Origin of the sequence: Rhizobium sp. BK491, assembly GCF_014194925.1 — a bacterium.
GTDB lineage: Bacteria > Pseudomonadota > Alphaproteobacteria > Rhizobiales > Rhizobiaceae > Rhizobium.
Genome location: NZ_JACIAR010000001.1, coordinates 406,001 through 429,960 on the forward strand (window position 1 = coordinate 406,001; position 23,960 = coordinate 429,960).

Sequence of the window (23,960 nt, forward strand, 5' to 3'; positions counted from 1 at the left end):
GCTACCCCTTCAAAATCCCACCGGCCGCGACAACGGCCTCAGGTGTATCGACATCAAGATGTGCCGCCTCGCCGATCTCGACGTCGACAACCGGAAGACCCGATGTCTCGATAATATGCCGGGCACCCACATCGCCCTCCAGCCGCATTACGGCGTTCAAGACCGACCGAGGCAGGATAACGGGATTGCCGCGCTTGCCGCCCGATACTGCCCGCACGATCGCCTGGCCGTTCGCCTGACGAAAGGCTGAGATCAAGATTTTCAGATCGTCACTTGTAACGCCGGGCATATCGGCCAGCATGACGAGAACGCCATCGGCCCTCTGGGCTGCCCGGGTACCGACGCCTGCAACCAGCGAACTCGCCATGCCCAACGCATAATCCGGATTGAATACCGCCTCGACTGCAAGACCCTTTAGCGCGTCCTGGATTTCCTCTCGGCGATGTCCGGTGACCGCAACGATATGAGATGCGCCGCTTGCAATGGCGATCGATGCCGAACGACGCACCAGCGGCACGCCTTCGAATTCGGCCAGTAGCTTGTGCGAACCACCCTCGCCCATTCGGCTCGCCTTGCCGGCAGCCAGCAGGACGACGGCGACCGATATTTCAGCCGCCGGCTTAGCGGCAATGTCGCGCGGCCGTGGCCGTGATTGAATTTCCATGAGCAGCCCTCCAACGCCCATGGCGCTGATATCCTGCGGCGCCGGTCGTTCGCCGGCTAATATGCGGTCCAGCACCCAGTCGAAGCCATTCTCCTTCGGGCTGCGCGCGCATCCCGGCGCCCCGACGACATAGACGTCGCCCACCCTGCCTAGCACCAACAGATTGCCCGGATCGACGGGCATGCCGACCTGAATGACCTCGCCGCCGGCAAGCCGGATTGCCGCCGGAATGACGTCGCCGGCATCGATGACAGCCGACGCTCCGAAAACGATCGCCAGCTTGGGCATCTGGTCGGGCGCCGCCAGCGTGCGACGGATCGCGTCGGCAACGGCGCCCGCTCTATGGGCGACACGCTCTTCCCGCTGCAACACGCTGCCCGAAGGCTGCAGCCGCTGCGAAAGGATGCGTGCGGTCTTGTCCATGACCGACGCCTTCAGCAATGGCAGCTCCGTGGCGACAAGCGAAACGGCATGCGGCATGAAGGGCTTGACCTCGAAAACCGGCATCCGCCGGAGAATTTCGACACCAGCAGCGATTTTGGCTCCGGAAACGGCAAGCGGAATGATCTTGAAGGTCGCCACCATGTCGCCGGGTCGCACAGATACATGGTCTGCAAGACAGGCAAGGGTGATCGCCGGGTCGAGACTGTTGATCCAATCGACCGCCATGCGATCTGCAACGAACAGACCGTCAACGGCGCTGTAAACATTCACCCGCCCTGTCGCCGCTTCAGAGAACGTCAGATGATCGGGCGCGACAGCTCGGGCCAATTGCTCGGCTGCCTCGTCTTCCATGAGATCGCCCGGTTCGATGCGCGCAGCGATAACGCGATCAATTCCGGCAGCGGCGAGTTGCTTTATATCTTCGCCGCCAAGCCGATGTCCCTTGGAAAAACTGCCATTGGTCAGCCGGATTGAATGCGCGAGAACCGCGCCCTCCGCCTCCGCCGTCAAGAACTCACCGAAGATCATGGCGCAACGCCCTTTGGCGACGAGACATCGCGCCCACGAAGCGAGCCGATGATCTCCGCCAGGATGGCAACCGCAATTTCGGCCGGGCTGGCAGCGCCGATGGCAAGCCCGATCGGCGCATGGATGCGGGCGAGCTCGGCGTCGCTCAAGCCTTCCCGCCTCAAGCGTTCCAGGCGACCGGCATGCGTCTTGCGGCTACCGAGCGCACCAATATAAAAACAGTTCGTCTTCAACGCCTGAATAATCGGCTCGTCGTCGATCTTCGGATCATGGGTTACCGCCACCAGCGCCATATAGCTGTCGAGCGGCCGCTCTTTCAGCGTATCCACGGGCCAGTCGGCGATGAGATCAATGCCCTCGAAGCGCTCCGGCGTTGCAAAGGCGGTGCGCGGATCGATTATCGTCACATCGAAGTCGGCAAGGGCCGCCATCCGCGCGAGAATCTGGCTGATATGCACAGCGCCGATGATAACGATGCGCGGCGGTGGCAGATGCACGTTGAAGAACAGGCTCTGCCCATCGATATCAAGTGCTGCGGACTTGCCCGAACGAAATGCCGTCGAAGCGGCATCCGCGAATGCACCTTCCAGCGCATCGCCTTCGACGATAAGCCGATCCGGGCCTCCGGAGAGATCGGTAACAAGGATCGCCGCGTGCCGCTTGCACCGCATCTCGTTCAGCCGCGCCAGTATCTGCCGGTCCATCAGCCGAGCCTTTCGACATAGACGCGGATGCGGCCGCCGCAGGAAAGGCCGACCCGCCAAGCTGTTTCATCGGCGACGCCGAATTCGAGCATGCGCGACTTGCCCGTTTCGATCACGTCGAGTGCCTCGGTGATGACGGCACCTTCGACGCAGCCGCCGGAAACGGACCCATGGAAATTTCCCTCGCCATCGATAACGAGATGGCTACCGGACGGGCGTGGCGCCGAACCCCAGGTATCGACAACGGTCGCCATGGCCACGTTGCGGCCTGCCGACACCCATTCCTCCGCGATCACGAGCGGATCCAGACTTTCGGATATATCTGACATCGGAGCCTCATTGCTTGCCGAAAAACCGCCTGGGATCATAAGTGTCCGAGCGGCCGGCGGTGAGAGCCGATACGAGATCGGCCAGAGATGATAGATTGTGAACGGGACGGAATTCGTCAACATGCGGGAGCATTGCTTTTACACCGCGGGCCCGAGCCTCGAAACCCTCGAAGCGCAGAAGCGGATTGAGCCAGATCAGCCGCCGACAGGAGCGATGCAGGCGATCCATCTCCGCACTGAGCAATTCCACGCCTTCGCGCTCCAGCCCATCGGTGATCAACAGCACGATCGCGCCCTGCCCCAGCACGCGGCGCGCCCATAGCCTGTTGAACTCCTTCAGCGTCTCGCCGATCCGCGTTCCACCCGACCAGTCGCGCACCGCCGCCGCACATTCGTCCAGTGCCTGATCCGGGTCCTTGTGGCGCATTGCCCGCGTCACGTTGGTCAGGCGCGTTCCGAACAGGAATGTATGAACACGCCGCCGCCGCTCGGTCAGCACGTGCAGGAAATGCAGGAAGATACGCGTGTACTGGCTCATCGAGCCTGAGATATCGGCCAGCACGACCAGCGGCGGCTGAATTTCCTTCGGCCGTCGAAAGCGTGGCAGGATCAACGCTCCGCCCGTCCGTAGCGCCAAGCGCATCGTCGCGCGTGGATCGACCTTGGCCGCTGTGCGTGACGGTGCGAAGCGGCGCGTGCGCACGCGGTCCAGCGGCAGCTGCAGCTTCCCCAGCTCCTTCTTGGCGACGGCAATCTCCGCCGCCGACATCTGGGCGAAATCCAGATGGCGCAGTACCTCACTGCCGGAGCTGGTAAATCGCGAATCTATTTCGATATCAGGCGCCTCGCGCTGCGGACGTCGTTCGTCACGGTCACTGAGCAAGGCATCGCTTGCCCGGCTCTCGCCCGGCTTCGGTTTTTCCTTCTGCCGGTGGTCGGGTGCAACGGGCGACATCATCGCAATCATCTTGGCGACGAGATCGCGCGAGCGCCAGAAAAGCCGGAACGCTTCATCAAAGACGGCAAGATCTTCATGCCGCTTGACGAAGACGGAGCAGAGGGCGGCGTGAAATTCCTCGCGGGAACCGATGCCGATAGCCACGACCGCTTCTATGGCGTCAGCAATCGCCCCCGGTCCGATCTTTAGCCCGCCCTTGCGCAACGCCCGGCCGAACAGCACGATATTATCGGCAAGACGCCCGTCACCGGGCGGTGACGGAGCAACAATGATGCCATCCTGCGCGCCCGGCTCCATGGCTCATCCCGCCAGCATTTCGGATTTGACTTCATCCAACACACGCTTGCCCTCGGCGCCCTGAATACGAGCGATATCGTCCTGATATTTCAGCAAAGTGCCGAGCGTATCCGATACCGTCTCCGGATCGAGAGCCAGCCGATCAAGTTCAGTCAGGGCCGTCGCCCAGTCGATCGTCTCGGCGACGCCCGGGTTCTTGAAAAGGTCGAGCGTGCGCAGCCTCTGCACATAGGCGACGATCTGGCGCGACAGCGCTTCATTGCAGCCGGGCACCTTACGGCGGATGATCTCAAGCTCCTGCTCGGCCTCGGGATAATCGACCCAGTGATAGAGACAGCGCCGTTTCAAGGCGTCATGGACTTCGCGCGTCCGGTTAGTGGTGATGATGACGATGGGCGGTTCGGCGGCCCGGATGGTTCCGAGTTCCGGCACCGTCACCTGAAAATCGGACAACACCTCCAGCAGGAATGCCTCGAAAGCCTCGTCGGTGCGATCAAGCTCGTCGATCAGGAAGACCGGCGCCCGACCGCCGACACCGGACAGTGCCTGCAATACCGGCCGGCGGATCAGATAGCGCTCGGAAAAGATATCGGCCTCGATACGGTCCCGGTCGGTAAGGCCGGACGCTTCAGCGAGGCGAATTTCCAGCATCTGCGCCGGATAGTTCCATTCATAGACGGCCGAGGAAACATCCAGTCCTTCATAGCATTGCAGCCGGATGAGCGGCCGGTCGAGCGCCTTCGCCAGAACCTTGGCGATCTCGGTTTTGCCGACGCCGGCCTCGCCCTCCAGAAAGAGCGGCCGCTTCATCTTCAATGCGAGAAACAAAACGGTGCCGAGCGCGCGTCCGGCCAGATAGTCATGAGCGCCGAGCAACGCCATCGTCTCATCGATCGAACTCGGCAGCGAAGGTAATGTCTGATCCGCCATGATAACTCCCTTGCAGGGGTTACAGCGTGTGATAGCCCCGGTTCATATAGAGGAGTGCCGGCTTCGGTTCGCTGTAGCGTATGGCCATCACTTCGCCGAAGATGATGTTGTGCGTGGAGGCCTGCTTGATCTCGAGCACGCGGCAATCGAAGGTCGCGAGCGCATCGGCAAGCACCGGCGCGCCCGTGACCAGCGTCTCGAACCTGCCGGCAGCGAAACGTTCATCGACGGTCAGTTGTGTCTTCCCGGAAAAGGCGTCGGCCAGGGCTTGATGATCCGCGCCGAGCGTATTCATGGCGAAGATGCCGCTTTTGAAAAAGATCTCGTTCTTGGCATTGCTGTTGTTGAGGCAGATCAGAACCGTCGCCGGACTATCCGACACCGAGCACGCGGCTGTGATCGTCACGCCACGTCGCTCCGCACCGAGCGCCGTCGTCACCAGTTGCACATGCCCCGCAAAACGGCTCATGGCATCGCGATAAAGCGCCGGGTCCATACGTTGCCTGTCTAGCACCACCGTCTCCCTTTGTTGAGGCGTGCTTGCCTGCCATTCAATATGACGATCAGATGTTAGCTTTTCTACAATAGCATTATTGAAAACAGAGTGATTTTGCTGCTTTTTCTTTGACGATGCCCTGCAGACGGATAAATAGGGCAGGAAAATTGTCCGGGATACTCCATCGATGAACGTTCTGCGCCGCCTTCCGCTCCTGTTTGCGCTGCTTTCGGCAGCCGGCAGCAGCTATGCCGCAGGAATTCACATCGGCGTCGTGGCACCGCAGGAGGGTAATTTCGCGGCGCTCGGGGCAGAGATAATAGCCGGCGCAAATTTCCAAATCCAGGCGCAACAGGATACGGCAACTGTCGTCAACGAGCCTTGTACTGAGGATGGCGGCCGAGCCGCCGCTGAAGCGCTGGTGGCTGCCAATGCACAAGTCGCAATCGGCTTTCTCTGCACGGAGACCCTGGAGGGCGCGCTGCCGCGTCTCAAGGATGCCGGCATTCCCGTCATCACCGTTTCCGTTCGCTCGCGCATTCTCATGGAAGATGCGTTGAAGAACGGCTGGCCCCTGTTTCGCCTCGCGCCGGTCGATAGCGCCGAGGCGGCCGTGGCCATCGATACCATTCTGAAGAATTGGGCTGCAGAGCCGATGGCACTGATCGATGACGGCACGATACACGGCCGCGAACTGGTGGGCGCGATCCGCAACGCGCTAGAGGAAAAAGGTCTGAAGCCCGTTTTCACCGATACGTACCGTCCCGGCCAGGACCAGCAGATCGCCCTCGTGCGACGACTGAAGAAGGCAGGCGCAACACGCGTCTTCGTCGGCGGCGATCGCAGCGATGTCGCCGTGATCGCCCGCGACGCCAAGAGCGAGAACATCCCGCTGGTCCTGATGGGCGGCGACGCCATGCGCGCCGCGGACCAGCCCCTGCCCCTGCTGGAGAGTGTGCAGGCAATTGCGCTGCCCGACTATGCCAGCCTGCCGGCAGCCCAGCCCACTGTGCAGGCGATGCGCGCAGGTGGCATCGAACCTGACGGATATACCCTACCGGCCGCAGCAGCGGCTCAGATTGCCAGCCAGGCAGCCGACGGCGCCAAGACGGACAGTAAACCCATTGCCGAAAAGCTCGTCGGAACGGTTTTCCAGACAATGATCGGCCCGATCTCATTTGGACAAAACCACGAATTGACCGAAAACCCCTATCGCCTGCTGGAATGGCGGGGCAATGCCTTCGTGCCGGTGACGCCATCGAACTGATGGCAAGCCGCTCTGGCGGTTGTTTGCCCGTTGCAGCGGTGGTAATCCAGGCGCGAAATAATCAGTTGGAGCTCAGCCACCCATGACCTTGCCGATCCGTATTGCCCCTTCCATTCTCGCCGCCGACTTCGCCAAGCTCGGGCAGGAAGTCAAGGATGTGACCGAAGCTGGCGCCGACTGGATCCATCTCGATGTCATGGACGGCCATTTCGTGCCGAACATCTCCTTCGGCGCCGATGTCATCAAGGCATTGCGTCCGTACACCACCGCTACCTTCGACTGCCATCTGATGATCTCGCCGGCCGATCCCTATCTGGAAGCCTTCGCCAAGGCTGGTTGCGACCGTATCACGGTCCATGCCGAAGCTGGCGTGCATCTGCACCGCTCGCTGCAGACGATCCGCCATCTCGGCAAGAAGGTCGGCGTCACCCTCAATCCGGCAACGCCGCTTTCCGTGCTGGAAAACGTCCTCGATGATATCGACCTGATCTTGATCATGTCGGTCAATCCGGGCTTTGGAGGCCAGAAGTTCATCCCTGCCATGGCTGATAAAATCCGCAGCGCCAAGTCCCTGATCGGTGACCGCCCGATCGAATTGGAAGTCGATGGCGGCGTCTCGGTTGAAACAGCCCCTCTGATCACCGCTTCCGGCGCCAATGTGCTCGTTGCCGGCTCGGCGATCTTCAAGGGCGAATCGGTCGACGCCTACCGTCAGACGGTAGGCGATCTCAGGGCGGCCGCCGAGCGAGGCCGCGTTGGATCAAACTAATCCGACCAATGTTCTAATAGCGACGGGCCGGGCACGGACCGTCGCTATGCATTGCTTGGAAATCTTCGCTGGCGCGATCGGTTGGGGCGCGGCCACGGCCGCCTCGGCACTTGTTACCCTCTATTTTCGCAATGGCCTACTGACCAGCCACATCACCGCCCTTACGCTCATCTACTTCTTCGGCGGCGCCCTCGCCTGGTCAATCCTTGTGCCGCCCACCCGGCGTTTTGCCCGTCAGCGGCCGACCAGCGCGCGTTTTGCCGCCTTCTTTCTGGCCCTCTCCATCGGCACCGCAGCGATGACGGCCTTCCTTTTCGCCATGGACTATCGCTGGTTCTATTCGCGCTGGCATGCACCATTCGGTTCGCTCATCTGGATCTTCCAGTTCCTGTTCACCGGCGCCAGCGCCGTCTACCAGTTCGCCGTCCTCGGCCTCGCCCTGTTTTTGCCGCTCGGCCTGCTATGCCTGATCGTTGTTTCGGCCTATCTTGCGCGGCAGAGAGATTGAGGCCCTGAAACATTGTGCCCATGAAACATTGTGATTGCCGCCCGTCTTTGTTATGGGGGCGCCGAGTTCTCCCTTTCCGTCAGCCAAGAAAGCTTTGAGCCTATGATCCCGCGCTACTCCCGACCGGAAATGGTCGCCATCTGGTCTCCTGAAACCAAGTTCCGTATCTGGTTCGAGATCGAGGCCCATGCCTGTGACGCACTGGCCGCGCTCGGCGTCATTCCGAAGTCGGCGGCGGATACCATCTGGGAAAAGGGCGGCAAGGCCACGTTCGACGTCGCCCGCATCGACGAGATCGAAGCAGTGACCAAGCACGACGTCATCGCCTTCCTGACGCATCTGGCCGAAATCGTTGGGCCGGACGCCCGTTTCGTGCACCAGGGCATGACCTCCTCCGATGTTCTCGATACCTGCTTCAACGTCCAGCTCGTGCGCGCCAGCGACCTGCTGCTCGCCGATATCGACAAGCTGCTGGAAGCCCTGAAGCGTCGTGCCTTCGAGCATAAGGACACCGTCACCATCGGCCGCTCGCACGGTATCCATGCCGAACCCACGACCTTCGGCGTCAAGCTGGCGCTCGCCTATGCCGAATTCGAGCGCTGCAAGCAGCGCCTGATCGCCGCCCGCGAGGAAGTCGCAACCTGCGCGATCTCCGGCGCCGTCGGCACCTTCGCCAACATCGACCCGCGCGTCGAGGAGCATGTCGCAGCCGCGCTCGGGCTGAAGCCGGAGCCGGTTTCGACCCAGGTCATCCCGCGCGATCGTCACGCTATGTTCTTCGCGACACTCGGCGTCGTCGCCTCCTCGATCGAGCGTCTCGCCACCGAAATCCGCCATCTGCAGCGCACCGAAGTTCTGGAAGCCGAAGAATATTTCTCGCCGGGCCAGAAGGGCTCCTCCGCCATGCCGCACAAGCGCAATCCGGTCCTGACGGAAAACCTGACGGGCCTCGCCCGCATGGTCCGCTCCTATTCGATCCCGGCCATGGAAAATGTCGCTCTCTGGCATGAGCGCGATATCTCGCACTCCTCCGTCGAACGCATGATCGGCCCCGACGCGACCGTCACGCTCGATTTCGCGCTGGCCCGCATCACCAGCGTCATCGACAAACTGCTCGTCTATCCGGACAATATGATGAAGAATCTGAACAAGTTCCGCGGGCTTGTTCATTCGCAGCGCGTGCTGCTGGCGCTAACCCAGGCCGGCGTCTCCCGCGAAGATTCCTATCGCCTGGTCCAGCGCAACGCCATGAAGGTTTGGGAGGAAGGCAAGGACTTCCTCGAGGAATTGCTGGCCGACCAGGAAGTGCGTGCGGCTCTCTCGGAAGCAGATATCCGCGAAAAATTCGACCTTGGCTATCACACCAAGCATGTCGACACGATCTTCAAGCGGGTTTTCGGCTAGAGTTTTCCGTTTCCGATTTTGCTTTGCTTGAGGCGGTGCGGCTGACGCGCCGCCTCTTTCTGTTGTTGGCGGATGTGGCCGCGATAGCACGGTCATGCTCGCTGCTCTCGCCAGCCTTGTCCTGATGTTGTTCAGATTCGCGCTTTGCCGCCTTTTCGACCAGCCGGTCGAGGTGCTTCAAATCCTCTTCGTCAAGATTCTCGATCCCGACAAAGCGGTTCTCGGCCGCGCTCGTCAGGATGAGTTCGTTGAGCTTGGCCTGGATGGCCCGCGTATCGCGCGTCTGTGCATTCTGGAGCAGAAAAACCATCAGGAAGGTGACGATCGTCGTGCTGGTGTTGATGACCAGCTGCCATGTGTCGGAGTAACCGAAGATTGGCCCGGTGGCTCCCCAAAGAACCACCGAAAGCAGCGCCAGCACGAAAATGACCGGCTTGCCAGTCCATTCCGAAACCACGACTGCGAAACGGGTGAAAATATGGGTAAGTCGCGCCATGATCCGCATCTCCTTGTAATGCGGATCAACGTGAAAACCGCCCCGCGGTTCCAATGATGACGGCTTCGGCCTATGCCGGCTTCGTCCGGCTCTCGGTCACAATCAGCTTGCGATAGAGATGCCAGGACGCATGGCCGAGGATCGGTATGACGACCGCCAACCCGGCAAAGATCGGGATGGTGCCGACAACGAGCAGCGCCGCCACGATCAAGCCCCAGACGGCGATCGGCACCGGATTGGTCAGCGTCGCCCGGATACTCGCATCGATCGCGGCGACGACACCGACGTCACGGTCAAGTAGCAGCTGGAACGTAACGACCGTGGTCGCCAGGGCCACGAGCGCAAAGACGAAGCCGATCAGATCGCCCCAAAGCATCATCGCCATGCCTTCCCGCGTCGTCAGCACGCTCGAGACGAAGGATGAAAGCGTTGGAGGGACACCATCGCCGAAGTAGATGAAATAGATATTCCGCGCCACGAAGAGCCAGACAATGAACAGGCCGAACAGCATGAGGCCGGCAACGATGATCGACGGCAGCGCCGGTGAAAAGCGCACGTCGAAAGCATGGCTCCACGACGTATCTTGCCCCTTTTCACGCCGTCGGCTGATCTCGTAGAGACCGATCGCGGCCAAGGGTCCGAGCAGAGCGAAACCGGACATCAGCGGAAACAGCAATGGCAGTAGATTCTGGTCAGTGCTCCATATCGCAAGCGCAATGCCGGCAATCGGATACATCAGGCACAAGAAGACATAATGCGATGGCTTTTCGCTGAAATCGTCAAGTCCCATTTTCAGGGCATCGACGAGATCGGCGATAGCGATCTTACGGATGGCGGGACGCGTAAAAGTGTGGTCTGCTCCAGCCATGACGTGAAAGGCCGTCATAATGCTCTCCTCCTCAACCGTGGTGCTCGGTTGGCGGTGCAAGATGGCGGCAAAACGGGTCGCCGACATCGTCATTCGCTACCGGCAGCAGTAATCATAGCAAATTTTGCCGCAATTGTCGCCTTTTCCCTTGACAGTTGAGCTCCCCTTTTCCACATCGGCGAAATCATGAAAGCCTCCGACGCAAACATCCTCATCATCCCCGGCTATACGAATTCCGGCCCCGACCACTGGCAGACCCGCTGGGAGCAGAAGCTCTCGACCGCGCGGCGCGTGGAACAGGCTGAATGGTCGAAGCCCCTGCGCGACGATTGGGTGGCCCGCATTGCGGAAGAAGTGAATGCCTCGGACAAGCCCGTCGTGCTGGTCGCGCATTCCCTCGGCGTTCCCTCGGTGATCCATGCAATCCCGCATTTCCGCAACAAGGTCGCAGGCGCCTTCCTGGTCGCGCCGCCGGATGTCGCCAATCCTGGCATCCGGCCAAAGCATCTGATGACGTTCGGTCCCTACCCGCGCGATCCCCTGCCGTTCCCGTCGATCACGATTGCCAGCCGCAACGATCCCTTCGGCACCTATGAGCATGCAGACGATATTGCCAACAGCTGGGGCTCGCTCCTGATCGATGCCGGCGAATCCGGTCATATCAATACCGAATCCGGTCACGGCCCCTGGCCGGAAGGCACAATGGTCTTTTCGAAGTTTCTCAGCCAGTTGAAGCCGTAGTATTATCGCAGCGTGACGATGAATAGAGGCATGCCTCGCCTCACTAGCCTGTGAAGTACCCGGCACCTTCATTCCATCGTCAGATAAAAACCTGTAAAACAGGTCATGACTGGACCCCGAATCTGGCATTGGCACCCCGCCGAGGCCGGAATTCCGAGGAAGGAGGCGCAGGCGGATTGTGAATTCGCTTCTTATCCGTTATGGGGACGCCCACATACGATCCACTTGCGCTGTCCCATGAGCGCCAAAGACAGAGAAGAATACCAATGAACCGTCGCCGCCGTATTTACGAGGGCAAGGCCAAGATCCTTTACGAGGGGCCTGAGCCGGGCACGCTGATCCAGTTCTTCAAGGACGACGCCACCGCCTTCAACAAGAAGAAGCACGAAGTCATCGATGGCAAGGGTGTTCTGAACAATCGCATCTGCGAGTATATCTTCAGCCATCTGAACAAGATCGGCATTCCCACCCATTTCATCCGCCGTCTCAACATGCGCGAGCAGCTGATCAAGGAAGTGGAGATGATTCCGCTCGAGATCGTCGTGCGCAACGTCGCCGCCGGCTCGCTCGCCAAGCGCCTCGGCATCGAGGAAGGCGTGGTCCTGCCCCGCTCGATCATCGAATTCTACTATAAGTCCGATGCGCTCGAAGATCCGATGGTCTCCGAAGAGCACATCACCGCCTTCGGCTGGGCCAATCCGGCCGAGCTCGATGACATCATGGCGCTTGCCATTCGCGTCAACGACTTCATGACCGGCCTTTTCCTCGGCGTCGGCATCCAGCTCGTCGATTTCAAGATCGAATGCGGCCGCCTGTTCGAAGGCGACATGATGCGCATCATCCTTGCCGACGAAATCTCGCCGGACTCTTGCCGCCTCTGGGATATCGAAACCCACGAGAAAATGGACAAGGACCGCTTCCGTCGCGACATGGGCGGCCTGCTCGAAGCCTATTCGGAAGTGGCTCGCCGCCTCGGCATCATCAATGAAAACGAACCCGTGCGCGGCACGGGCCCGGTTCTCGTCAAGTAAGTTCAGAAAGGACAATCGTGATCAAGGCTCGTGTAACCGTCACGCTGAAGAACGGCGTTCTCGATCCGCAGGGCAAGGCAATCGAAGGCGCGCTTGGCGCACTCGGCTTTGACGGCGTCCATCAAGTCCGCCAGGGCAAGGTCTTCGATCTCGAGCTTGAAGGCACCGACAAGAACAAGGCCGAAGCCGATCTCAAGGCCATGTGCGAGAAGCTTCTCGCCAATACGGTTATCGAGAATTTCAGCATTTCGATCGACTGATATCATAGATGGTGTCCACCAAACTCCAGACCGACATCTCGAAGTTCATAAGCTATGTGCTGAGGCATGCGCCCCATGAAGCCGGCTTGTCTCTGGATTCGGAGGGATGGGTGCCTTTCAATGATCTGAAAAGGGCGGTTCTTGATCGCTTCGATGTCTCTGAAGACGATATCCTCGAAGTGATCGAGTCTAATCCGAAGAAACGCTTCACTCTGCTGGATCATCGTATCCGCGCAGCTCAGGGCCACAGCGTCGCCGTCGATCTGGCGCTAAGAGCGGGGGAGCCGCCGTTGAAGTTGTTTCACGGAACATCGCTCGAAAGCTGGCCGTCCATTCAAGTTTCAGGGTTGAAGAAAATGCAGCGACATCATGTTCACCTGTCGCCGGATATCGAGACCGCCAAGATCGTCGCGACGAGACGCATGGGTGACTATATCATTCTTGAAATCGATGCGGCGCGCATGCATGCGGAAGGTCATTCTTTCTTTGTCAGCGACAATGGAGTATGGCTCACCGATCACGTTCCAAGTCTGTATCTTTCGCCTCTCTCGGGAACAGCATCATGAAATCAGCAGTCGTCCAACTCCCCGGCCTCAATCGCGATCGCGACATGATCGCGGCGCTGACCAAGATTTCCGGCCATGCACCCGTAACTGTGTGGCAGACGGAGACCGAGATTCCGGCTGTTGACCTGATCGTCATTCCCGGCGGCTTCTCCTATGGCGATTATCTGCGCTGCGGCGCGATCGCCGCCCGCATGCCGATCATGCAGGCGATCAAGGACAAGGCCGACAAGGGCGTCAAGGTCTTGGGCGTCTGCAACGGTTTCCAGATTCTGCTCGAAGCCGGCATGCTGCCGGGCGCGTTGATGCGCAACGCTTCGCTGAAATTCGTCTGCCGCGAGGTGAAGCTGGAAGTCGTCAATGCCGAAACGGACTTCACGTCCGCCTATGCCAAGGGCCAGATCATCCGCAGCCCGGTCGCACATCACGATGGCAACTATTTCGCCGATGCCGAAACGCTGAAGGCTATCGAGGATAATGGCCAGGTGGTCTTCCGCTACGCCGAAGGCACCAACCCCAACGGCTCGGTCAACGACATTGCCGGCGTGATCAACGCCAAGGGTAACGTGCTCGGCATGATGCCGCACCCGGAAAATCTGATCGAGGCAGCCCATGGCGGCAGCGATGGCCGTGGCCTCTTTGCCTCCGCGCTAGGCGTGATCGCGGCCTGATAGGCCAGCCCGCTATCAGAACCATAAAATCGGCGTTTTTGGATAGAACAGCAAGGCGCCGGAATGCGACCCGGCAGACCAGCCCTAACCGCCTCATTGGAAAGAGATTGATGCGCCCTCGCCTCCTGACAGGACTTTACTCCGCCGCCGCTATCGCGATACTTGGGCTATTGGTCACCTCATGCGGCCCGCGTCCGCCGAGCATCATTGCGACCGATCACAGCGCCCTGTCGACGATGGAACGCATCATGCTCAATGCCAATGCCTGCTGGTTCAAGTCTTCGGACCCGGCGTTTGCTAGCTATCAGCTCGCTCCCGAGCTCAATTCCTTTACCGGTCGCCCTCGCATCCTCGTGGTCGACAAGAAACATCCGACCGGCCGGCCTTCGCTCGTCGTGCAAGCGGAAGGCAATCCTGCGCAATTGCAGGCCTTCGGCCCGATGATGTCGGGCGCCTCCGGCGGCCGTATCACGGGCGACGTCAATCGCTGGGCTGGGGGATCGAAGGCCTGCAGCTAAGCCGCAAGCCTTATCCGCGTCAACACTATCCCGCGGCGAGCAGATGACGTGCCCTTTACCCGGGGAACATTGTCATGGACAGGTTTATCATCCTTTCGGGCTGCTCCGGCGGCGGCAAATCGATGTTGCTGGAAGCGCTCAAGCGCCGCGGTTATCATACCGTCGAAGAGCCGGGGCGGCGCATCGTCGTCAAGGAACTGGAAGGCGACGGATCCGCCCTGCCTTGGGTCGATGCACCGGCATTTGCGCGCAGGGCAATCGCCACGTCGCTGATGGATCGTGAAGAAGCAGCAGCATTCCCCGGTCCTGTCTTCTTCGACCGGGGATTGATCGACGCGGCATCGGCGCTCGAACATATGACGGGCGAGCCCGCCTTGGCGTCGCTCGGCCAACTGCACCGCTACAATAAAGATGTCTTCCTGACGCCGCCCTGGCCGGAGATCTATGTCGGCGACCGGGAACGGAGGCACGATTTCTCGGCCGCCGTCGAGGAATATGAGCGGCTGACTGCCGCCTACCCGACACTCGACTATGAGACCCACGTTTTGCCAAAGGTCAGCGTCGAGGAACGTGCCGACTTCGTTCTTTCGGTTCTCGGACTTAGCTAGGCGGCAAACTGCGTTATTATCGGGCGGGCCTACCTGGCGATGAACCCATCAAGACCGGGATCGGTTGTATAGGGACCTGCCCCTTCCTGTTACCGGGAGGGATAGGCCATCGTCGGAGGTCGTCATTTCAGCGGCAAAAACAGTTCCGCAACCGCTTCGTGCTCCGGCACCTCCGGGAAGAAGGCAAGCCGCTGGCAATAGATCGGGAAGTCACGAGCTTCCTCGCCGCTGGCCGGAAGCCAGTCGCGATAAAGATAGAGCGCGGCTGGCTCTAGATTGTCGGTGTTGCCGACCACACGCAGGACCGCACTGCGCCCGCGGGGGATTTCACCGACGGTGATCTCCTCGCCGTTCGTCTCGATCGGCTGGTCGGTCCCGACACAAAGATCCATGCTATAGTCCGCTGGCGACGCGGGGCGCCGCTCGGAACGCCAGACATTGAAGGTCGGATTTGTCTTCGGATGCAGGCCCGCGGCCTTACGCCACGCGATGAACCGCTGGATGGTGGCGCCGATTGTCGTAGGGTCGCCCCGATGCTCCATGATCGCTACCGGCGTCACCGGTACCTCGCGGATTGTTACGTCGTCAAAGGTAAAGGTCTTCTGCATGAGCTTGCTCCTTGCGTTGTCGAAAGGCCCTAAGGCCGCAAGCCACGGCTCCCAGTCCGGAGACTTCCGGAACGACGAAGGCGATTGCCCGAACCTTTGCCGAAAGGCGCGGGCGAAAGCGTCCGGTGCGTCATAGCCGGCATCCATCGCTATGTCCGTGACGCTTTGGTCGCCCGTGTAGGCCAACCGGTGCGACGCCCGTTTCAGGCGGGCAAGCTGGATATAGCGATGTACGGACAACCCGAAGGTCGCCGTAACCTGCCGATGGAAATGGAACTTCGAAAAGGCCGCAATATCGCTCACCGTTTCCAAGTCCAGATCACTGTCAAGATGCCGGTCGATGTGGTCCAGCACTCGCAGCATTCGTGCTCGATAGTTGTGAAGCGCCGTCTTCATCGTCCCTCCTACGTGGCCACATCAATTAGGCGTACGCAGGCATGGCGCGCTCGACCGATCTTGCTGTTCTGTCATGCTTTGCAGAATATCGCCAAGGACCGTTTACGGAGCGCGCCCCATTTGTGGATAAGCGGCATACAAGGGGCAGATCATTGTCTCGATCGATCACTACGCGGACCACGAACAAGCTCCAAGTCGCGGTCGATGGCCCGGGCTTTCCGATCCCGCTCGTCTCGTCACGGCTGTGGTTGCACGTCTATGAGTTGACGCCAACCGTTCTCAATCCCAAAAGAACGACTTGTTGACCTCTTTGACCGCCTGGCGGCGCGTCAGGCCGATGTCGAGCAACTGGTCATCTGTCAGATCCCTCAAAACTCGCCGTCCTTCGCGCTTCTCCCGCCAATGCAGGTAAAGTGCCCAGAGCCGACGCACTACCTGCGGCCTTGGCTGCGCCGCACTCTCCATGTTCACCGAACGAGCGCCTCCCGCCTCGTTCGAACAGATTGTACCCATTGTGCTCATTTTTCGTTTCCAGATGATGATGACAATTTTGATGTACCGAGCCAAATGGTACAAATTGACTCATACTCTTGACTCAACAACGGGGACAATCTAGGAAATTGTCATTATGACAAATTGGCTCCCTGACATTTCAAGCGGAACCGGCCCGGTTTACATCCGCGTCGCTGACAGCATCGAAAATGCGATCACGCATGGCGTCTTGCCGCCGGGCACGAAGCTGCCGCCGCAGCGCAATCTCGCCTATGATATCGGCGTTACCATCGGCACGGTCAGCCGGGCCTACGCCCTTGTGCATGAACGCGGCCTCGTCGCTGGCGAAGTCGGCCGCGGCACCTATGTTCTCGAGCGTTCGAACGGCAAGCAGATCGAGCCTGTCGATCCGATCACGCAGGCGCTTGCCGGTACCCGCGGTCTGAATACGCCCGACGCCAAGATCCGCTTCGACACGACGGCCGCTCCCGACATCGGCCAGGGCACGATCATCGGCAAGCTTTTCGCTGACATCAGCAGCGAGCATCAGTCCGAGATATCTTCCTATTCAAGGAACTTCCCGGCAAACTGGTTTGAGGCCGGGCAGATATGGCTCGCCCGAAACGGCTGGAAGCCGGCAATCGAAACGATCGTGCCGACGCTCGGCGCGCACGCCGCCGCCATAGCAGTCATTTCCGCCGTCACCTCGCCGGGCGACAAGATCGTCTTCGAGAACCTCACCTATACGCAGATCAGCCGCGCCGCGCGCCTGCTCGGAAGGCGCTCGATCCTCGTGGATTCGGACGAGCACGGGATGATCCCGGAGGATTTCGAACGTCTCTGCCAGCAGCAGCATCCGCGCCTCGCCTTTTTGATGCCGACAGCTCATAATCCCACGCTGGTGACAATGCCGGAGGCAAGACGCCGGGCGATTGCCGCCATTGCCCGCCGCCACAGCGTATGGCTGATCGAGGACGACCTCTATGGCGGCATGACCGGCGACCAGAACCCGCTGATGGCGGCCATTGCGCCTGAGCGGACGTTCGTCGTCAGCAGCTTGTCTAAATCGGTGACAGCCGGCGTGCGCGGCGGCTGGGTCGCTTGCCCGCCGCATTTCGCCCAACGCATCAAGGTTACGCACAAGATGACGACGGGCGGCTTGCCTTTCATATTGGCCGAAACCTGCGCCCGGCTCGTACTCGGCGGTCATGCCCTGGAACTGCGCCGCAAGTCCGTCGAAGAGATCAAGGCACGTGAGCAATTGGCACGTGAGGCACTATCGGGCTTCGAGTTCAATTCGCATCCGCATCTGCCATTCCTGTGGCTGAAGCTGCCGGAACCCTGGCTTTCGGGTACCTTCAAGAATGCAGCCCTCTCCGAAGGAGTGCTCATCGATGACGAGGATGAATTCAAGGCCGCCCGAATCGATAGGGTCTATCATCGCGTCCGCGTCGCCTTTTCGTCACCACCACAGCGAAAAGATGTTGCCGCCGGGTTCATGACATTACGCAGGTTGTTGGAAAACGGCTCATCGGGTTACGATAGTCACATTTAAGCAAGCCTTATCAATTTATCGACAGACATCTTGCGCAAATGTGCGTTCGTCGCCTCGACACTTAGCACGCTACCATTCTATCAATGAAAGTGAGGATTCGCCCGCTACACTAGGGGGAGCGCATGGCTATTGCAGGCTTTTTCAGCAAGCGTTTAGTTTTGAGTTTTCTGACAGTCAGTTCGATATTCGTTGCGGGTCAATCGACCGCAATCGCCGCCGACACCGTGGCGGCGGCACCCGCCCCTCAAGTCAAGATTTTCGACGAACTGCGTTTTGGCGCAAGCGGCTCCGTCCAGAGCGGCAACGAGCACGAAAGCGGCGTCTTCCCGGATGTCCAGGTTCTCTTCAATCCGTTCGGCTACAATCCGACCGCCGACTGGAAGGATCAGCTGACCCATCCTCGTATCCATGTAGGCACGTCCATTGGTACGTCGGGCTCCGCGACGCAGGTCTATGGTGGCCTTTCCTGGACGCTCACGAATAGCAACGGCATCTTCACGGAACTCGGCTTCGGCGGCACGGTGCACACCGGCAACCTGGATGACTGGCGAGAGCACGGTCCGATGCTCGGCTGCCGCCTGCTCTTCCACGAATATGCCGGCCTCGGCTACAATTTCGATAATCATTGGAACGTAATGGCGCAGATCGCGCACTCGTCGCATGCCAATCTTTGCGATGGGCCTAATGGCGGCATGACGCGCGCCGGCATCATGGTCGGCTATAAATTCTAACCTTGCGAAACGGCCGCCCATGGCCGCACGCTTGATTTTCGCTGCATCTATGCCGGCGTGTTGTGAACGCCGGTGATTTTCCTGTCGCACGCCAAGGAGAGTTGCGCTAAAGAGACCCCGATCCCTGACCGGTCTTCAAACCCTTTACAGGCAAGGACACTCGAGCGCCCATGACCATTTCCAATACGATCCAGATCACCCCCGAGCTGATTGCCGCCCACGGCCTCAAGCCGGATGAATATCAGCGCATTCTGGATCTGATCGGCCGCGAGCCCACGTTCACCGAGCTCGGCATCTTTTCGGCCATGTGGAACGAGCATTGCTCGTACAAGTCCTCCAAGAAGTGGCTCCGCACCCTGCCGACCAAGGGACCGCGCGTCATTCAGGGGCCAGGCGAGAATGCCGGCGTTGTTGACATCGATGACGGCGATTGCGTCGTCTTCAAGATGGAGAGCCACAACCACCCATCCTACATCGAACCGTATCAGGGTGCTGCCACAGGCGTCGGCGGCATCCTGCGCGACGTCTTCACCATGGGCGCCCGGCCGGTCGCTGCCATGAACGCCTTGCGCTTCGGCGAACCGGATCATCCGAAGACCCGCCACCTCGTCTCCGGCGTCGTTGCCGGCGTTGGCGGCTATGGCAATTCTTTCGGCGTTCCGACTGTTGGCGGCGAAGTCGAGTTCGATGCGCGCTACAACGGCAATATCCTGGTCAACGCCTTTGCGGCTGGTCTTGCCAAGTCCAATGCAATCTTCCTTTCGGAAGCCAAGGGCGTCGGCCTGCCGGTCGTCTATCTCGGCGCCAAGACCGGCCGTGATGGCGTCGGCGGCGCGACCATGGCGTCTGCCGAATTTGACGAATCGATCGAGGAAAAGCGCCCGACCGTTCAAGTCGGCGACCCCTTCACCGAAAAGTGCCTGCTGGAAGCCTGCCTGGAACTGATGCAGACGGGCGCCGTTATCGCCATCCAGGACATGGGTGCGGCTGGCCTTACCTGCTCCGCCGTCGAAATGGGCGCCAAGGGCGACCTCGGCATCGAGCTCGATCTCGACAAGGTGCCGGTGCGCGAAGAGCAGATGACGGCCTATGAAATGATGCTGTCGGAAAGCCAGGAACGCATGCTCATGGTCCTGCAGCCAGAAAAGGAAGCCGTCGCCAAGGCGATCTTCGTCAAATGGGGCCTGGATTTCGCCATCGTCGGCAAGACGACGGACGACCTGCGTTTCCGGGTCATCCATCAGGGCGAGGAAGTTGCAAATCTGCCGATCAAGGATCTCGGTGACCAGGCTCCGGAATATGACCGTCCGTGGCGCGAATCCGACAAGCGCGCCGCCCTGCCCGCTGATCTGGTTGCCGCGCCGGAAGATTATGGTCAGGCTCTGCTGAAGCTGGTGGGCTCCGCCAACCAGTCCAGCCGCCGCTGGGTCTACGAGCAGTACGATACGCTGATCCAGGGCAATTCGCTGCAGCTTCCAGGCGGTGACGCCGGCGTCGTCCGCGTCGAAGGCCATGCGACCAAGGCTCTCGCCTTCTCCTCCGACGTCACGCCGCGCTATGTCGAAGCCGATCCCTTCGAAGGTGGCAAGCAGGCCGTCGCCGAATGCTGGCGCAACATCACCGCAACCGGTGCCGAGCCGCTGGCCGCGACCGACAATCTGAACTTCGGCAATCCGGAAAAGCCCGAGATCATGGGCCAGTTCGTTGGCGCCATTAAAGGCATCGGCGAAGCCTGCCGCGCGCTGGATTTCCCTATCGTCTCCGGCAATGTCTCGCTCTACAACGAGACCAATGGCATCGCGATCCTGCCGACCCCGACCATCGCGGGCGTCGGCCTACTGCCGGATTGGAAGGCCATGGCCCGCATCGGCTCCGCTTCGGAAGGTGACCACGTTTTGATGATCGGTGTCGACGGCAGCCATCTCGGCTCCTCGATCTATCTCCGCGACATCCTCGGCTCAACCGACGGCCCGGCTCCGGAAGTCGATCTCTTTGCCGAGCGCCGCAACGGCGATTTCGTCCGCTCCGCCATCCGCAACGGCCAGGTCTCGGCCTGCCACGACATATCGTCCGGCGGACTGGCGTTGGCACTCGCAGAAATGGCGATGGCATCCGGCAAGGGCCTGAACATTGATCTCTCCGAACACAAGACCCTGCCACATGCCGCCCTCTTCGGCGAGGATCAGGCCCGTTATGTTGTCGCCGTACCGGCCGATGTCGCCGATTTCGTCTGCATCAATGCTGAAAGCGCCGGCGTGCCCTTCCGCCGTCTGGGAACGGTCGGGGGCGATGCACTCGTTATCGATGGGTTGTTAACGCTTCCGGTTGAACAGTTGCGTGAGGCGCATGAATCGTGGTTTCCTGCCTTCATGGATGGCAGCGCTCTCGCCGCCGCTGAATAATCGAGGTACCACTCATGCCAATGAACCCCGGCGATATCGAAGATATGATCAAGGCGGGCATTCCCGGCGCCAAGGTGACAATTCGCGACCTGGCCGGGGATGGCGATCACTATGCAGCCGAAGTTGTCGCGGAAGCCTTCCGCGGCAAGAGCCGCGTGCAGCAGCACCAGATGGTCTATGATGCCCTGAAGGGTAATATGGGCGGTGTTCTGCACGCCCTCGCGCTGCAGACGTCAGCGCCCGACTGAGAGCGCTTGCGCCGCTTCGCCGGAGTTGAAGCTCAGCTCCGGCAATCTCTTCACTGAGAATTCAGCGAAATCCGCAGCCGGCAACGGACCGGCCGTCATCAGCGTGAAATCGAAGAAAGCCCTGAGATCGGGACCGAGCACATATTGCCGGTGAACTCGCAGGAAATCCCGCTTGATCTTCTTGTAATGCTTTTCCGACAGCATCTGCTTGAAGCGCACGAAGAGGATCGAAGCCTGCCGGACATCCTCATGGCCGCAAACAGCCGCGACTTTCGCCTTATAAAAATGGATTGCATCGGTCAGACAGTGAACGTCGAGCCAGAAGATGTCCTTGCAGCGCGCGATCAATCCCACCCGTGAGCGCAACACCTTTGCCGGCCGCATGAGAGCACATTGCAGGATGGCACTGCCAAGGGTCGTAAACACCACGCGCTTGCCTTGCAGCAGGTCCGGCTCGCGCTCCAGCAACAAGCCGAGCACGTGAGCTGCGACGGACGAGCCCATGCTATGCGAGGAGATGACGAACTCTTCGACGTCGGGCTCATCCAAGGCTTGCCGGACGCTGACGGCGCTGGCTTCCAGCCACTGTTCCGCTCCTAATCCATTCAAACCCGCCATCGCGACCGCCATCTCCCAATCGGAAAAGAGATGCAAAGTATGCAGCTTTTCGGCTTGCGGTAGGAAAACATAGACGAAAAAGGCGATTGCGAGCGCGATGCTGCCGATATGGCTCCAGGCCGGCAGCCCGAAAAGGATCGGCGCAAACGCGATCGACAGGCTGAGAATGAGCCCCGCAAGCATCAGCAGAAAGGGAAAGATAAAGAACAGGCCGAAGCGCCATGCATGACGGAAATAGCCGGCCATGCCGCCCGAAGCGGCAACTTTTGCTGCGGCAAGATAGCCCTGCATCAACCGTGTGAAGAATGGCCTCCCGTTCAGCGTGGCAACCAGATCGTTGTGATCGACGATGTGAATGCGGCTTTGCGTATGCCAGTCCGCAGCCGTCGCCGTGACATCGAAATACGGCGCACGGCCGAAATTCTTCATCTCATTCACTGACGCGGTGAAATCCCAGGCGGCGGCGCTCTGCCGCGCAGAACGCTCGTAACGAGCCCGATGTGCGGCAGCGTCCAGCGGCTCGAAGCCAGGGAAGTGGAGAACCACCCTCTTCTTGATAGGATTCATATTATAGTCTGTCCCCGAGGCGCGCCGATAGTACTGATAAAAACTGCAGATGGCCATGATCATGGACTGTCGGCTTTTTCATGGCGGAGCAGCATGATCTGTTGAAAATAGCAACAGTGGAATAAGTGTTGACGAATAAGGCTTTAAGCGGACAGGAATCTGCTCATAAAAATCCTGCCGCCATCGCGTCATGCTGCGGCAACAGCATTGTCTCAGCATTCATGGCGAGGATATGGAGAAGCCTCGGCACATGAGTCTACCGGTGGAGCAATCATGATTTTTTCGGCGATAGGAGACGCCACCCGCTGCTGTGTCGGGGCGGTCGCGGCACGATAGCCGAAAGCGATGCTCAATATAAGGACGATGGCACTGACGGTCACGGCGCTATTCAGGATCGATGCTCTTGGCGTGCGCACGTGCTCGAAATATTCCCGCTCGCCTTCGCTGGTGTCTTCAGAGCTATAAAATTCGCGCTCTTCACCAACCTGCCCGTCTGAATAATGGTGGTGGCTCATGGTGTCCGCTCCCTCAAAATGCGACTGCAATGCTCACAAGGGACCGATACGCGCCAAATCGCATCAATCGAAACACTTTTACAAACATACCGATCGTTTGTAAATTAGATAGCAGACTACTATTAACGGTCTCTTGCTTCACATTCATGTGTGTTGTTCAGGTAAGGAGTTGAAGGGTCGTTTTCAAAACGCACTATTCAGAAAATCAGCCCAATAGGTCATATTCACTGTGGTCTCAGGCGGTAAAACCGCGAGTCCATTCATGCGATGAAAAAAACGATGCTTATGTTTTGCGGCTGGAAATCTTGTCGGCTGCTTGCTATTTAAGGGACAGATGTAACGCTGCGGACCTTGACCCCGCATGTGAAAGGAACTGGACAATGAGCGGCATTCACGAATTCATCGATAATGAAGTTAAGAACAACGACGTCGTTCTTTTCATGAAAGGCACGCCCCAGTTTCCGCAGTGTGGCTTCTCCGGCCAGGTGGTCCAGATTCTCGACTATATCGGCGTCGACTATAAGGGCGTTAATGTCCTTGCCGATGCAGAGATTCGCCAGGGCATCAAGGACTATTCCAACTGGCCGACCATTCCGCAGCTTTACGTGAAGGGCGAATTCATCGGCGGCTGCGATATCGTGCGCGAGATGTTCCAGGCGGGCGAGTTGCAGCAACACCTTCAGGAACACGGCATCAGCGTTCGCGGCGCCGCCTGACCGGGCACCGGGCTCCTCGTCCGGTTTCCATAGTTAGATTTGATCAATTGGGCGCTGC

At 59.7% G+C, this 23,960-nt stretch carries 28 protein-coding genes; 16 read left to right on the forward strand and 12 right to left on the reverse strand.

The window, feature by feature from the left end:
* Nucleotide 1: 1 nt before the first annotated feature.
* From FHX05_RS02105 to FHX05_RS02130, 6 genes are read right to left on the reverse strand one after another with little or no spacing between them, the layout of a single operon-like run.
* The gene (locus FHX05_RS02105; RefSeq protein ID WP_183870529.1) at nucleotides 2-1,636 is read right to left on the reverse strand and encodes a molybdopterin-binding/glycosyltransferase family 2 protein; all 1,635 of its coding nucleotides are present in this window, start codon (nucleotides 1,634-1,636) and stop codon (nucleotides 2-4) included.
* Nucleotides 1,633-2,340 carry an XdhC family protein gene (locus FHX05_RS02110; RefSeq protein WP_183870530.1) on the reverse strand — a complete coding sequence of 236 codons (708 nt, stop codon included), beginning with the start codon at nucleotides 2,338-2,340 and terminating at the stop codon, nucleotides 1,633-1,635. The genes FHX05_RS02105 and FHX05_RS02110 overlap by 4 nt, the downstream gene beginning before the upstream one ends.
* Complete coding sequence (locus FHX05_RS02115) at nucleotides 2,340-2,669, reverse strand: XdhC family protein (RefSeq protein ID WP_015340028.1); 330 nt, start codon at nucleotides 2,667-2,669, stop codon at nucleotides 2,340-2,342. Before FHX05_RS02115 ends, FHX05_RS02110 begins: the two co-directional genes overlap by 1 nt.
* Before the next feature lie 7 nt (nucleotides 2,670-2,676).
* Nucleotides 2,677-3,924 carry a VWA domain-containing protein gene (locus FHX05_RS02120; protein ID WP_183870531.1) on the reverse strand — a complete coding sequence of 416 codons (1,248 nt, stop codon included), beginning with the start codon at nucleotides 3,922-3,924 and terminating at the stop codon, nucleotides 2,677-2,679.
* 3 nt (nucleotides 3,925-3,927) lie between these two features.
* Nucleotides 3,928-4,854: a MoxR family ATPase gene (locus FHX05_RS02125; protein ID WP_183870532.1), complete on the reverse strand. Its 927-nt coding sequence runs from the start codon at nucleotides 4,852-4,854 to the stop codon at nucleotides 3,928-3,930.
* A gap of 19 nt (nucleotides 4,855-4,873) precedes the next feature.
* Nucleotides 4,874-5,350, reverse strand: coding sequence for a flavin reductase (locus FHX05_RS02130; protein ID WP_183710162.1), 477 nt, complete (start codon nucleotides 5,348-5,350; stop codon nucleotides 4,874-4,876).
* Between the two features lie 187 nt (nucleotides 5,351-5,537).
* Between FHX05_RS02130 and FHX05_RS02135 the strand changes: the two genes are divergently transcribed.
* The 4 genes from FHX05_RS02135 (at nucleotide 5,538) to purB (ending at nucleotide 9,298) form a co-directional block, all read left to right on the forward strand.
* Nucleotides 5,538-6,617, forward strand: a complete 1,080-nt coding sequence (locus FHX05_RS02135; RefSeq protein ID WP_112606423.1) for an ABC transporter substrate-binding protein — start codon at nucleotides 5,538-5,540, stop codon at nucleotides 6,615-6,617.
* Between the two features lie 82 nt (nucleotides 6,618-6,699).
* Nucleotides 6,700-7,386 carry a ribulose-phosphate 3-epimerase gene (gene rpe / locus FHX05_RS02140; RefSeq protein WP_112334753.1) on the forward strand — a complete coding sequence of 229 codons (687 nt, stop codon included), beginning with the start codon at nucleotides 6,700-6,702 and terminating at the stop codon, nucleotides 7,384-7,386.
* 46 nt (nucleotides 7,387-7,432) lie between these two features.
* Nucleotides 7,433-7,894 (forward strand): hypothetical protein, encoded by a 462-nt coding sequence (locus tag FHX05_RS02145; protein ID WP_112606421.1) that lies wholly within the window; start codon nucleotides 7,433-7,435, stop codon nucleotides 7,892-7,894.
* A 102-nt stretch (nucleotides 7,895-7,996) separates the two neighbouring features.
* Nucleotides 7,997-9,298 carry an adenylosuccinate lyase gene (purB, locus tag FHX05_RS02150; RefSeq protein WP_112420492.1) on the forward strand — a complete coding sequence of 434 codons (1,302 nt, stop codon included), beginning with the start codon at nucleotides 7,997-7,999 and terminating at the stop codon, nucleotides 9,296-9,298.
* On the opposite strand, the gene FHX05_RS02155 is transcribed toward purB, so the two are convergent.
* Complete coding sequence (locus FHX05_RS02155; protein ID WP_183870533.1) at nucleotides 9,279-9,794, reverse strand: low affinity iron permease family protein; 516 nt, start codon at nucleotides 9,792-9,794, stop codon at nucleotides 9,279-9,281. The genes purB and FHX05_RS02155 overlap by 20 nt on opposite strands.
* A 70-nt stretch (nucleotides 9,795-9,864) precedes the next feature.
* On the reverse strand, nucleotides 9,865-10,680 hold the full coding sequence (locus FHX05_RS02160) for a DUF2189 domain-containing protein (protein WP_112606500.1): 816 nt from the start codon (nucleotides 10,678-10,680) through the stop codon (nucleotides 9,865-9,867).
* A 168-nt stretch (nucleotides 10,681-10,848) separates the two neighbouring features.
* Between FHX05_RS02160 and FHX05_RS02165 the strand changes: the two genes are divergently transcribed.
* The 7 genes from FHX05_RS02165 (at nucleotide 10,849) to FHX05_RS02195 (ending at nucleotide 15,054) form a co-directional block, all read left to right on the forward strand.
* A complete protein-coding gene (locus tag FHX05_RS02165; protein ID WP_183870534.1) occupies nucleotides 10,849-11,403 on the forward strand; it encodes an alpha/beta hydrolase in 555 nt (184 codons plus the stop codon).
* A 266-nt stretch (nucleotides 11,404-11,669) separates the two neighbouring features.
* Nucleotides 11,670-12,434 (forward strand): phosphoribosylaminoimidazolesuccinocarboxamide synthase, encoded by a 765-nt coding sequence (gene purC / locus FHX05_RS02170; RefSeq protein ID WP_015340039.1) that lies wholly within the window; start codon nucleotides 11,670-11,672, stop codon nucleotides 12,432-12,434.
* Nucleotides 12,435-12,451: 17 nt separating this feature from the next.
* Entirely contained in the window at nucleotides 12,452-12,694 is a 243-nt protein-coding gene (gene purS, locus FHX05_RS02175) for a phosphoribosylformylglycinamidine synthase subunit PurS (RefSeq protein ID WP_069613006.1), read from the forward strand.
* Nucleotides 12,695-12,702: 8 nt separating this feature from the next.
* On the forward strand, nucleotides 12,703-13,260 hold the full coding sequence (locus tag FHX05_RS02180) for an RNA 2'-phosphotransferase (protein WP_112413739.1): 558 nt from the start codon (nucleotides 12,703-12,705) through the stop codon (nucleotides 13,258-13,260).
* Nucleotides 13,257-13,928, forward strand: coding sequence for a phosphoribosylformylglycinamidine synthase subunit PurQ (gene purQ / locus FHX05_RS02185; RefSeq protein ID WP_183870535.1), 672 nt, complete (start codon nucleotides 13,257-13,259; stop codon nucleotides 13,926-13,928). Before FHX05_RS02180 ends, purQ begins: the two co-directional genes overlap by 4 nt.
* Before the next feature lie 110 nt (nucleotides 13,929-14,038).
* Nucleotides 14,039-14,446, forward strand: a complete 408-nt coding sequence (locus FHX05_RS02190) for a hypothetical protein (protein WP_183870536.1) — start codon at nucleotides 14,039-14,041, stop codon at nucleotides 14,444-14,446.
* 74 nt (nucleotides 14,447-14,520) lie between these two features.
* A complete protein-coding gene (locus tag FHX05_RS02195; protein ID WP_183870537.1) occupies nucleotides 14,521-15,054 on the forward strand; it encodes an AAA family ATPase in 534 nt (177 codons plus the stop codon).
* 122 nt (nucleotides 15,055-15,176) lie between these two features.
* Here the strand turns inward: FHX05_RS02195 and FHX05_RS02200 are convergent, their stop codons facing one another.
* On the reverse strand, nucleotides 15,177-16,058 hold the full coding sequence (locus FHX05_RS02200) for an AraC family transcriptional regulator (protein ID WP_183870538.1): 882 nt from the start codon (nucleotides 16,056-16,058) through the stop codon (nucleotides 15,177-15,179).
* Between the two features lie 279 nt (nucleotides 16,059-16,337).
* The gene (locus FHX05_RS02205; protein ID WP_183870539.1) at nucleotides 16,338-16,580 is read right to left on the reverse strand and encodes a DUF1127 domain-containing protein; all 243 of its coding nucleotides are present in this window, start codon (nucleotides 16,578-16,580) and stop codon (nucleotides 16,338-16,340) included.
* Between the two features lie 106 nt (nucleotides 16,581-16,686).
* Between FHX05_RS02205 and FHX05_RS02210 the strand changes: the two genes are divergently transcribed.
* From FHX05_RS02210 to FHX05_RS02225, 4 genes are all read left to right on the forward strand, one after another.
* Complete coding sequence (locus tag FHX05_RS02210) at nucleotides 16,687-18,105, forward strand: PLP-dependent aminotransferase family protein (RefSeq protein ID WP_112606407.1); 1,419 nt, start codon at nucleotides 16,687-16,689, stop codon at nucleotides 18,103-18,105.
* 122 nt (nucleotides 18,106-18,227) lie between these two features.
* Nucleotides 18,228-18,836 carry an acyloxyacyl hydrolase gene (locus FHX05_RS02215; RefSeq protein ID WP_181476105.1) on the forward strand — a complete coding sequence of 203 codons (609 nt, stop codon included), beginning with the start codon at nucleotides 18,228-18,230 and terminating at the stop codon, nucleotides 18,834-18,836.
* Nucleotides 18,837-19,006: 170 nt separating this feature from the next.
* The gene (gene purL, locus FHX05_RS02220) at nucleotides 19,007-21,238 is read left to right on the forward strand and encodes a phosphoribosylformylglycinamidine synthase subunit PurL (protein ID WP_112606404.1); all 2,232 of its coding nucleotides are present in this window, start codon (nucleotides 19,007-19,009) and stop codon (nucleotides 21,236-21,238) included.
* 14 nt (nucleotides 21,239-21,252) lie between these two features.
* The gene (locus FHX05_RS02225) at nucleotides 21,253-21,486 is read left to right on the forward strand and encodes a BolA family transcriptional regulator (RefSeq protein WP_004108912.1); all 234 of its coding nucleotides are present in this window, start codon (nucleotides 21,253-21,255) and stop codon (nucleotides 21,484-21,486) included.
* Here FHX05_RS02225 and FHX05_RS02230 read toward each other — a convergent pair.
* Entirely contained in the window at nucleotides 21,472-22,671 is a 1,200-nt protein-coding gene (locus FHX05_RS02230; protein ID WP_183870540.1) for a hypothetical protein, read from the reverse strand. The genes FHX05_RS02225 and FHX05_RS02230 overlap by 15 nt on opposite strands.
* A gap of 212 nt (nucleotides 22,672-22,883) precedes the next feature.
* On the reverse strand, nucleotides 22,884-23,186 hold the full coding sequence (locus tag FHX05_RS02235; protein ID WP_112401223.1) for a hypothetical protein: 303 nt from the start codon (nucleotides 23,184-23,186) through the stop codon (nucleotides 22,884-22,886).
* Nucleotides 23,187-23,566: 380 nt separating this feature from the next.
* Here FHX05_RS02235 and grxD point away from each other — a divergent pair, with 380 nt between their 5' ends.
* Complete coding sequence (gene grxD / locus FHX05_RS02240) at nucleotides 23,567-23,902, forward strand: Grx4 family monothiol glutaredoxin (protein ID WP_112334744.1); 336 nt, start codon at nucleotides 23,567-23,569, stop codon at nucleotides 23,900-23,902.
* Nucleotides 23,903-23,960: the final 58 nt, after the last annotated feature.

Bases quoted from the DNA above. Each gene is read 5' to 3' on its own strand.
- FHX05_RS02190 (WP_183870536.1), top strand. From the start codon at position 14,039: ATGCGCCCTCGCCTCCTGACAGGACTTTACTCCGCCGCCGCTATCGCG.
- FHX05_RS02160 (WP_112606500.1), bottom strand. From the start codon at position 10,680: ATGACGGCCTTTCACGTCATGGCTGGAGCAGACCACACTTTTACGCGT.
- FHX05_RS02130 (WP_183710162.1), bottom strand. From the start codon at position 5,350: ATGGACCCGGCGCTTTATCGCGATGCCATGAGCCGTTTTGCGGGGCAT.
- purC (WP_015340039.1), top strand. From the start codon at position 11,670: ATGAACCGTCGCCGCCGTATTTACGAGGGCAAGGCCAAGATCCTTTAC.
- FHX05_RS02230 (WP_183870540.1), bottom strand. From the start codon at position 22,671: ATGAATCCTATCAAGAAGAGGGTGGTTCTCCACTTCCCTGGCTTCGAG.
- FHX05_RS02205 (WP_183870539.1), bottom strand. From the start codon at position 16,580: ATGAGCACAATGGGTACAATCTGTTCGAACGAGGCGGGAGGCGCTCGT.
- FHX05_RS02195 (WP_183870537.1), top strand. From the start codon at position 14,521: ATGGACAGGTTTATCATCCTTTCGGGCTGCTCCGGCGGCGGCAAATCG.
- FHX05_RS02210 (WP_112606407.1), top strand. From the start codon at position 16,687: ATGACAAATTGGCTCCCTGACATTTCAAGCGGAACCGGCCCGGTTTAC.
- purB (WP_112420492.1), top strand. From the start codon at position 7,997: ATGATCCCGCGCTACTCCCGACCGGAAATGGTCGCCATCTGGTCTCCT.
- FHX05_RS02200 (WP_183870538.1), bottom strand. From the start codon at position 16,058: ATGAAGACGGCGCTTCACAACTATCGAGCACGAATGCTGCGAGTGCTG.
- FHX05_RS02155 (WP_183870533.1), bottom strand. From the start codon at position 9,794: ATGGCGCGACTTACCCATATTTTCACCCGTTTCGCAGTCGTGGTTTCG.
- FHX05_RS02125 (WP_183870532.1), bottom strand. From the start codon at position 4,854: ATGGCGGATCAGACATTACCTTCGCTGCCGAGTTCGATCGATGAGACG.
- FHX05_RS02235 (WP_112401223.1), bottom strand. From the start codon at position 23,186: ATGAGCCACCACCATTATTCAGACGGGCAGGTTGGTGAAGAGCGCGAA.
- grxD (WP_112334744.1), top strand. From the start codon at position 23,567: ATGAGCGGCATTCACGAATTCATCGATAATGAAGTTAAGAACAACGAC.
- purL (WP_112606404.1), top strand. From the start codon at position 19,007: ATGACCATTTCCAATACGATCCAGATCACCCCCGAGCTGATTGCCGCC.
- FHX05_RS02225 (WP_004108912.1), top strand. From the start codon at position 21,253: ATGCCAATGAACCCCGGCGATATCGAAGATATGATCAAGGCGGGCATT.
- FHX05_RS02105 (WP_183870529.1), bottom strand. From the start codon at position 1,636: ATGATCTTCGGTGAGTTCTTGACGGCGGAGGCGGAGGGCGCGGTTCTC.
- FHX05_RS02165 (WP_183870534.1), top strand. From the start codon at position 10,849: ATGAAAGCCTCCGACGCAAACATCCTCATCATCCCCGGCTATACGAAT.
- FHX05_RS02145 (WP_112606421.1), top strand. From the start codon at position 7,433: ATGCATTGCTTGGAAATCTTCGCTGGCGCGATCGGTTGGGGCGCGGCC.
- FHX05_RS02180 (WP_112413739.1), top strand. From the start codon at position 12,703: ATGGTGTCCACCAAACTCCAGACCGACATCTCGAAGTTCATAAGCTAT.
- purQ (WP_183870535.1), top strand. From the start codon at position 13,257: ATGAAATCAGCAGTCGTCCAACTCCCCGGCCTCAATCGCGATCGCGAC.
- rpe (WP_112334753.1), top strand. From the start codon at position 6,700: ATGACCTTGCCGATCCGTATTGCCCCTTCCATTCTCGCCGCCGACTTC.
- FHX05_RS02215 (WP_181476105.1), top strand. From the start codon at position 18,228: ATGGCTATTGCAGGCTTTTTCAGCAAGCGTTTAGTTTTGAGTTTTCTG.
- FHX05_RS02120 (WP_183870531.1), bottom strand. From the start codon at position 3,924: ATGGAGCCGGGCGCGCAGGATGGCATCATTGTTGCTCCGTCACCGCCC.
- FHX05_RS02115 (WP_015340028.1), bottom strand. From the start codon at position 2,669: ATGTCAGATATATCCGAAAGTCTGGATCCGCTCGTGATCGCGGAGGAA.
- FHX05_RS02135 (WP_112606423.1), top strand. From the start codon at position 5,538: ATGAACGTTCTGCGCCGCCTTCCGCTCCTGTTTGCGCTGCTTTCGGCA.
- FHX05_RS02110 (WP_183870530.1), bottom strand. From the start codon at position 2,340: ATGGACCGGCAGATACTGGCGCGGCTGAACGAGATGCGGTGCAAGCGG.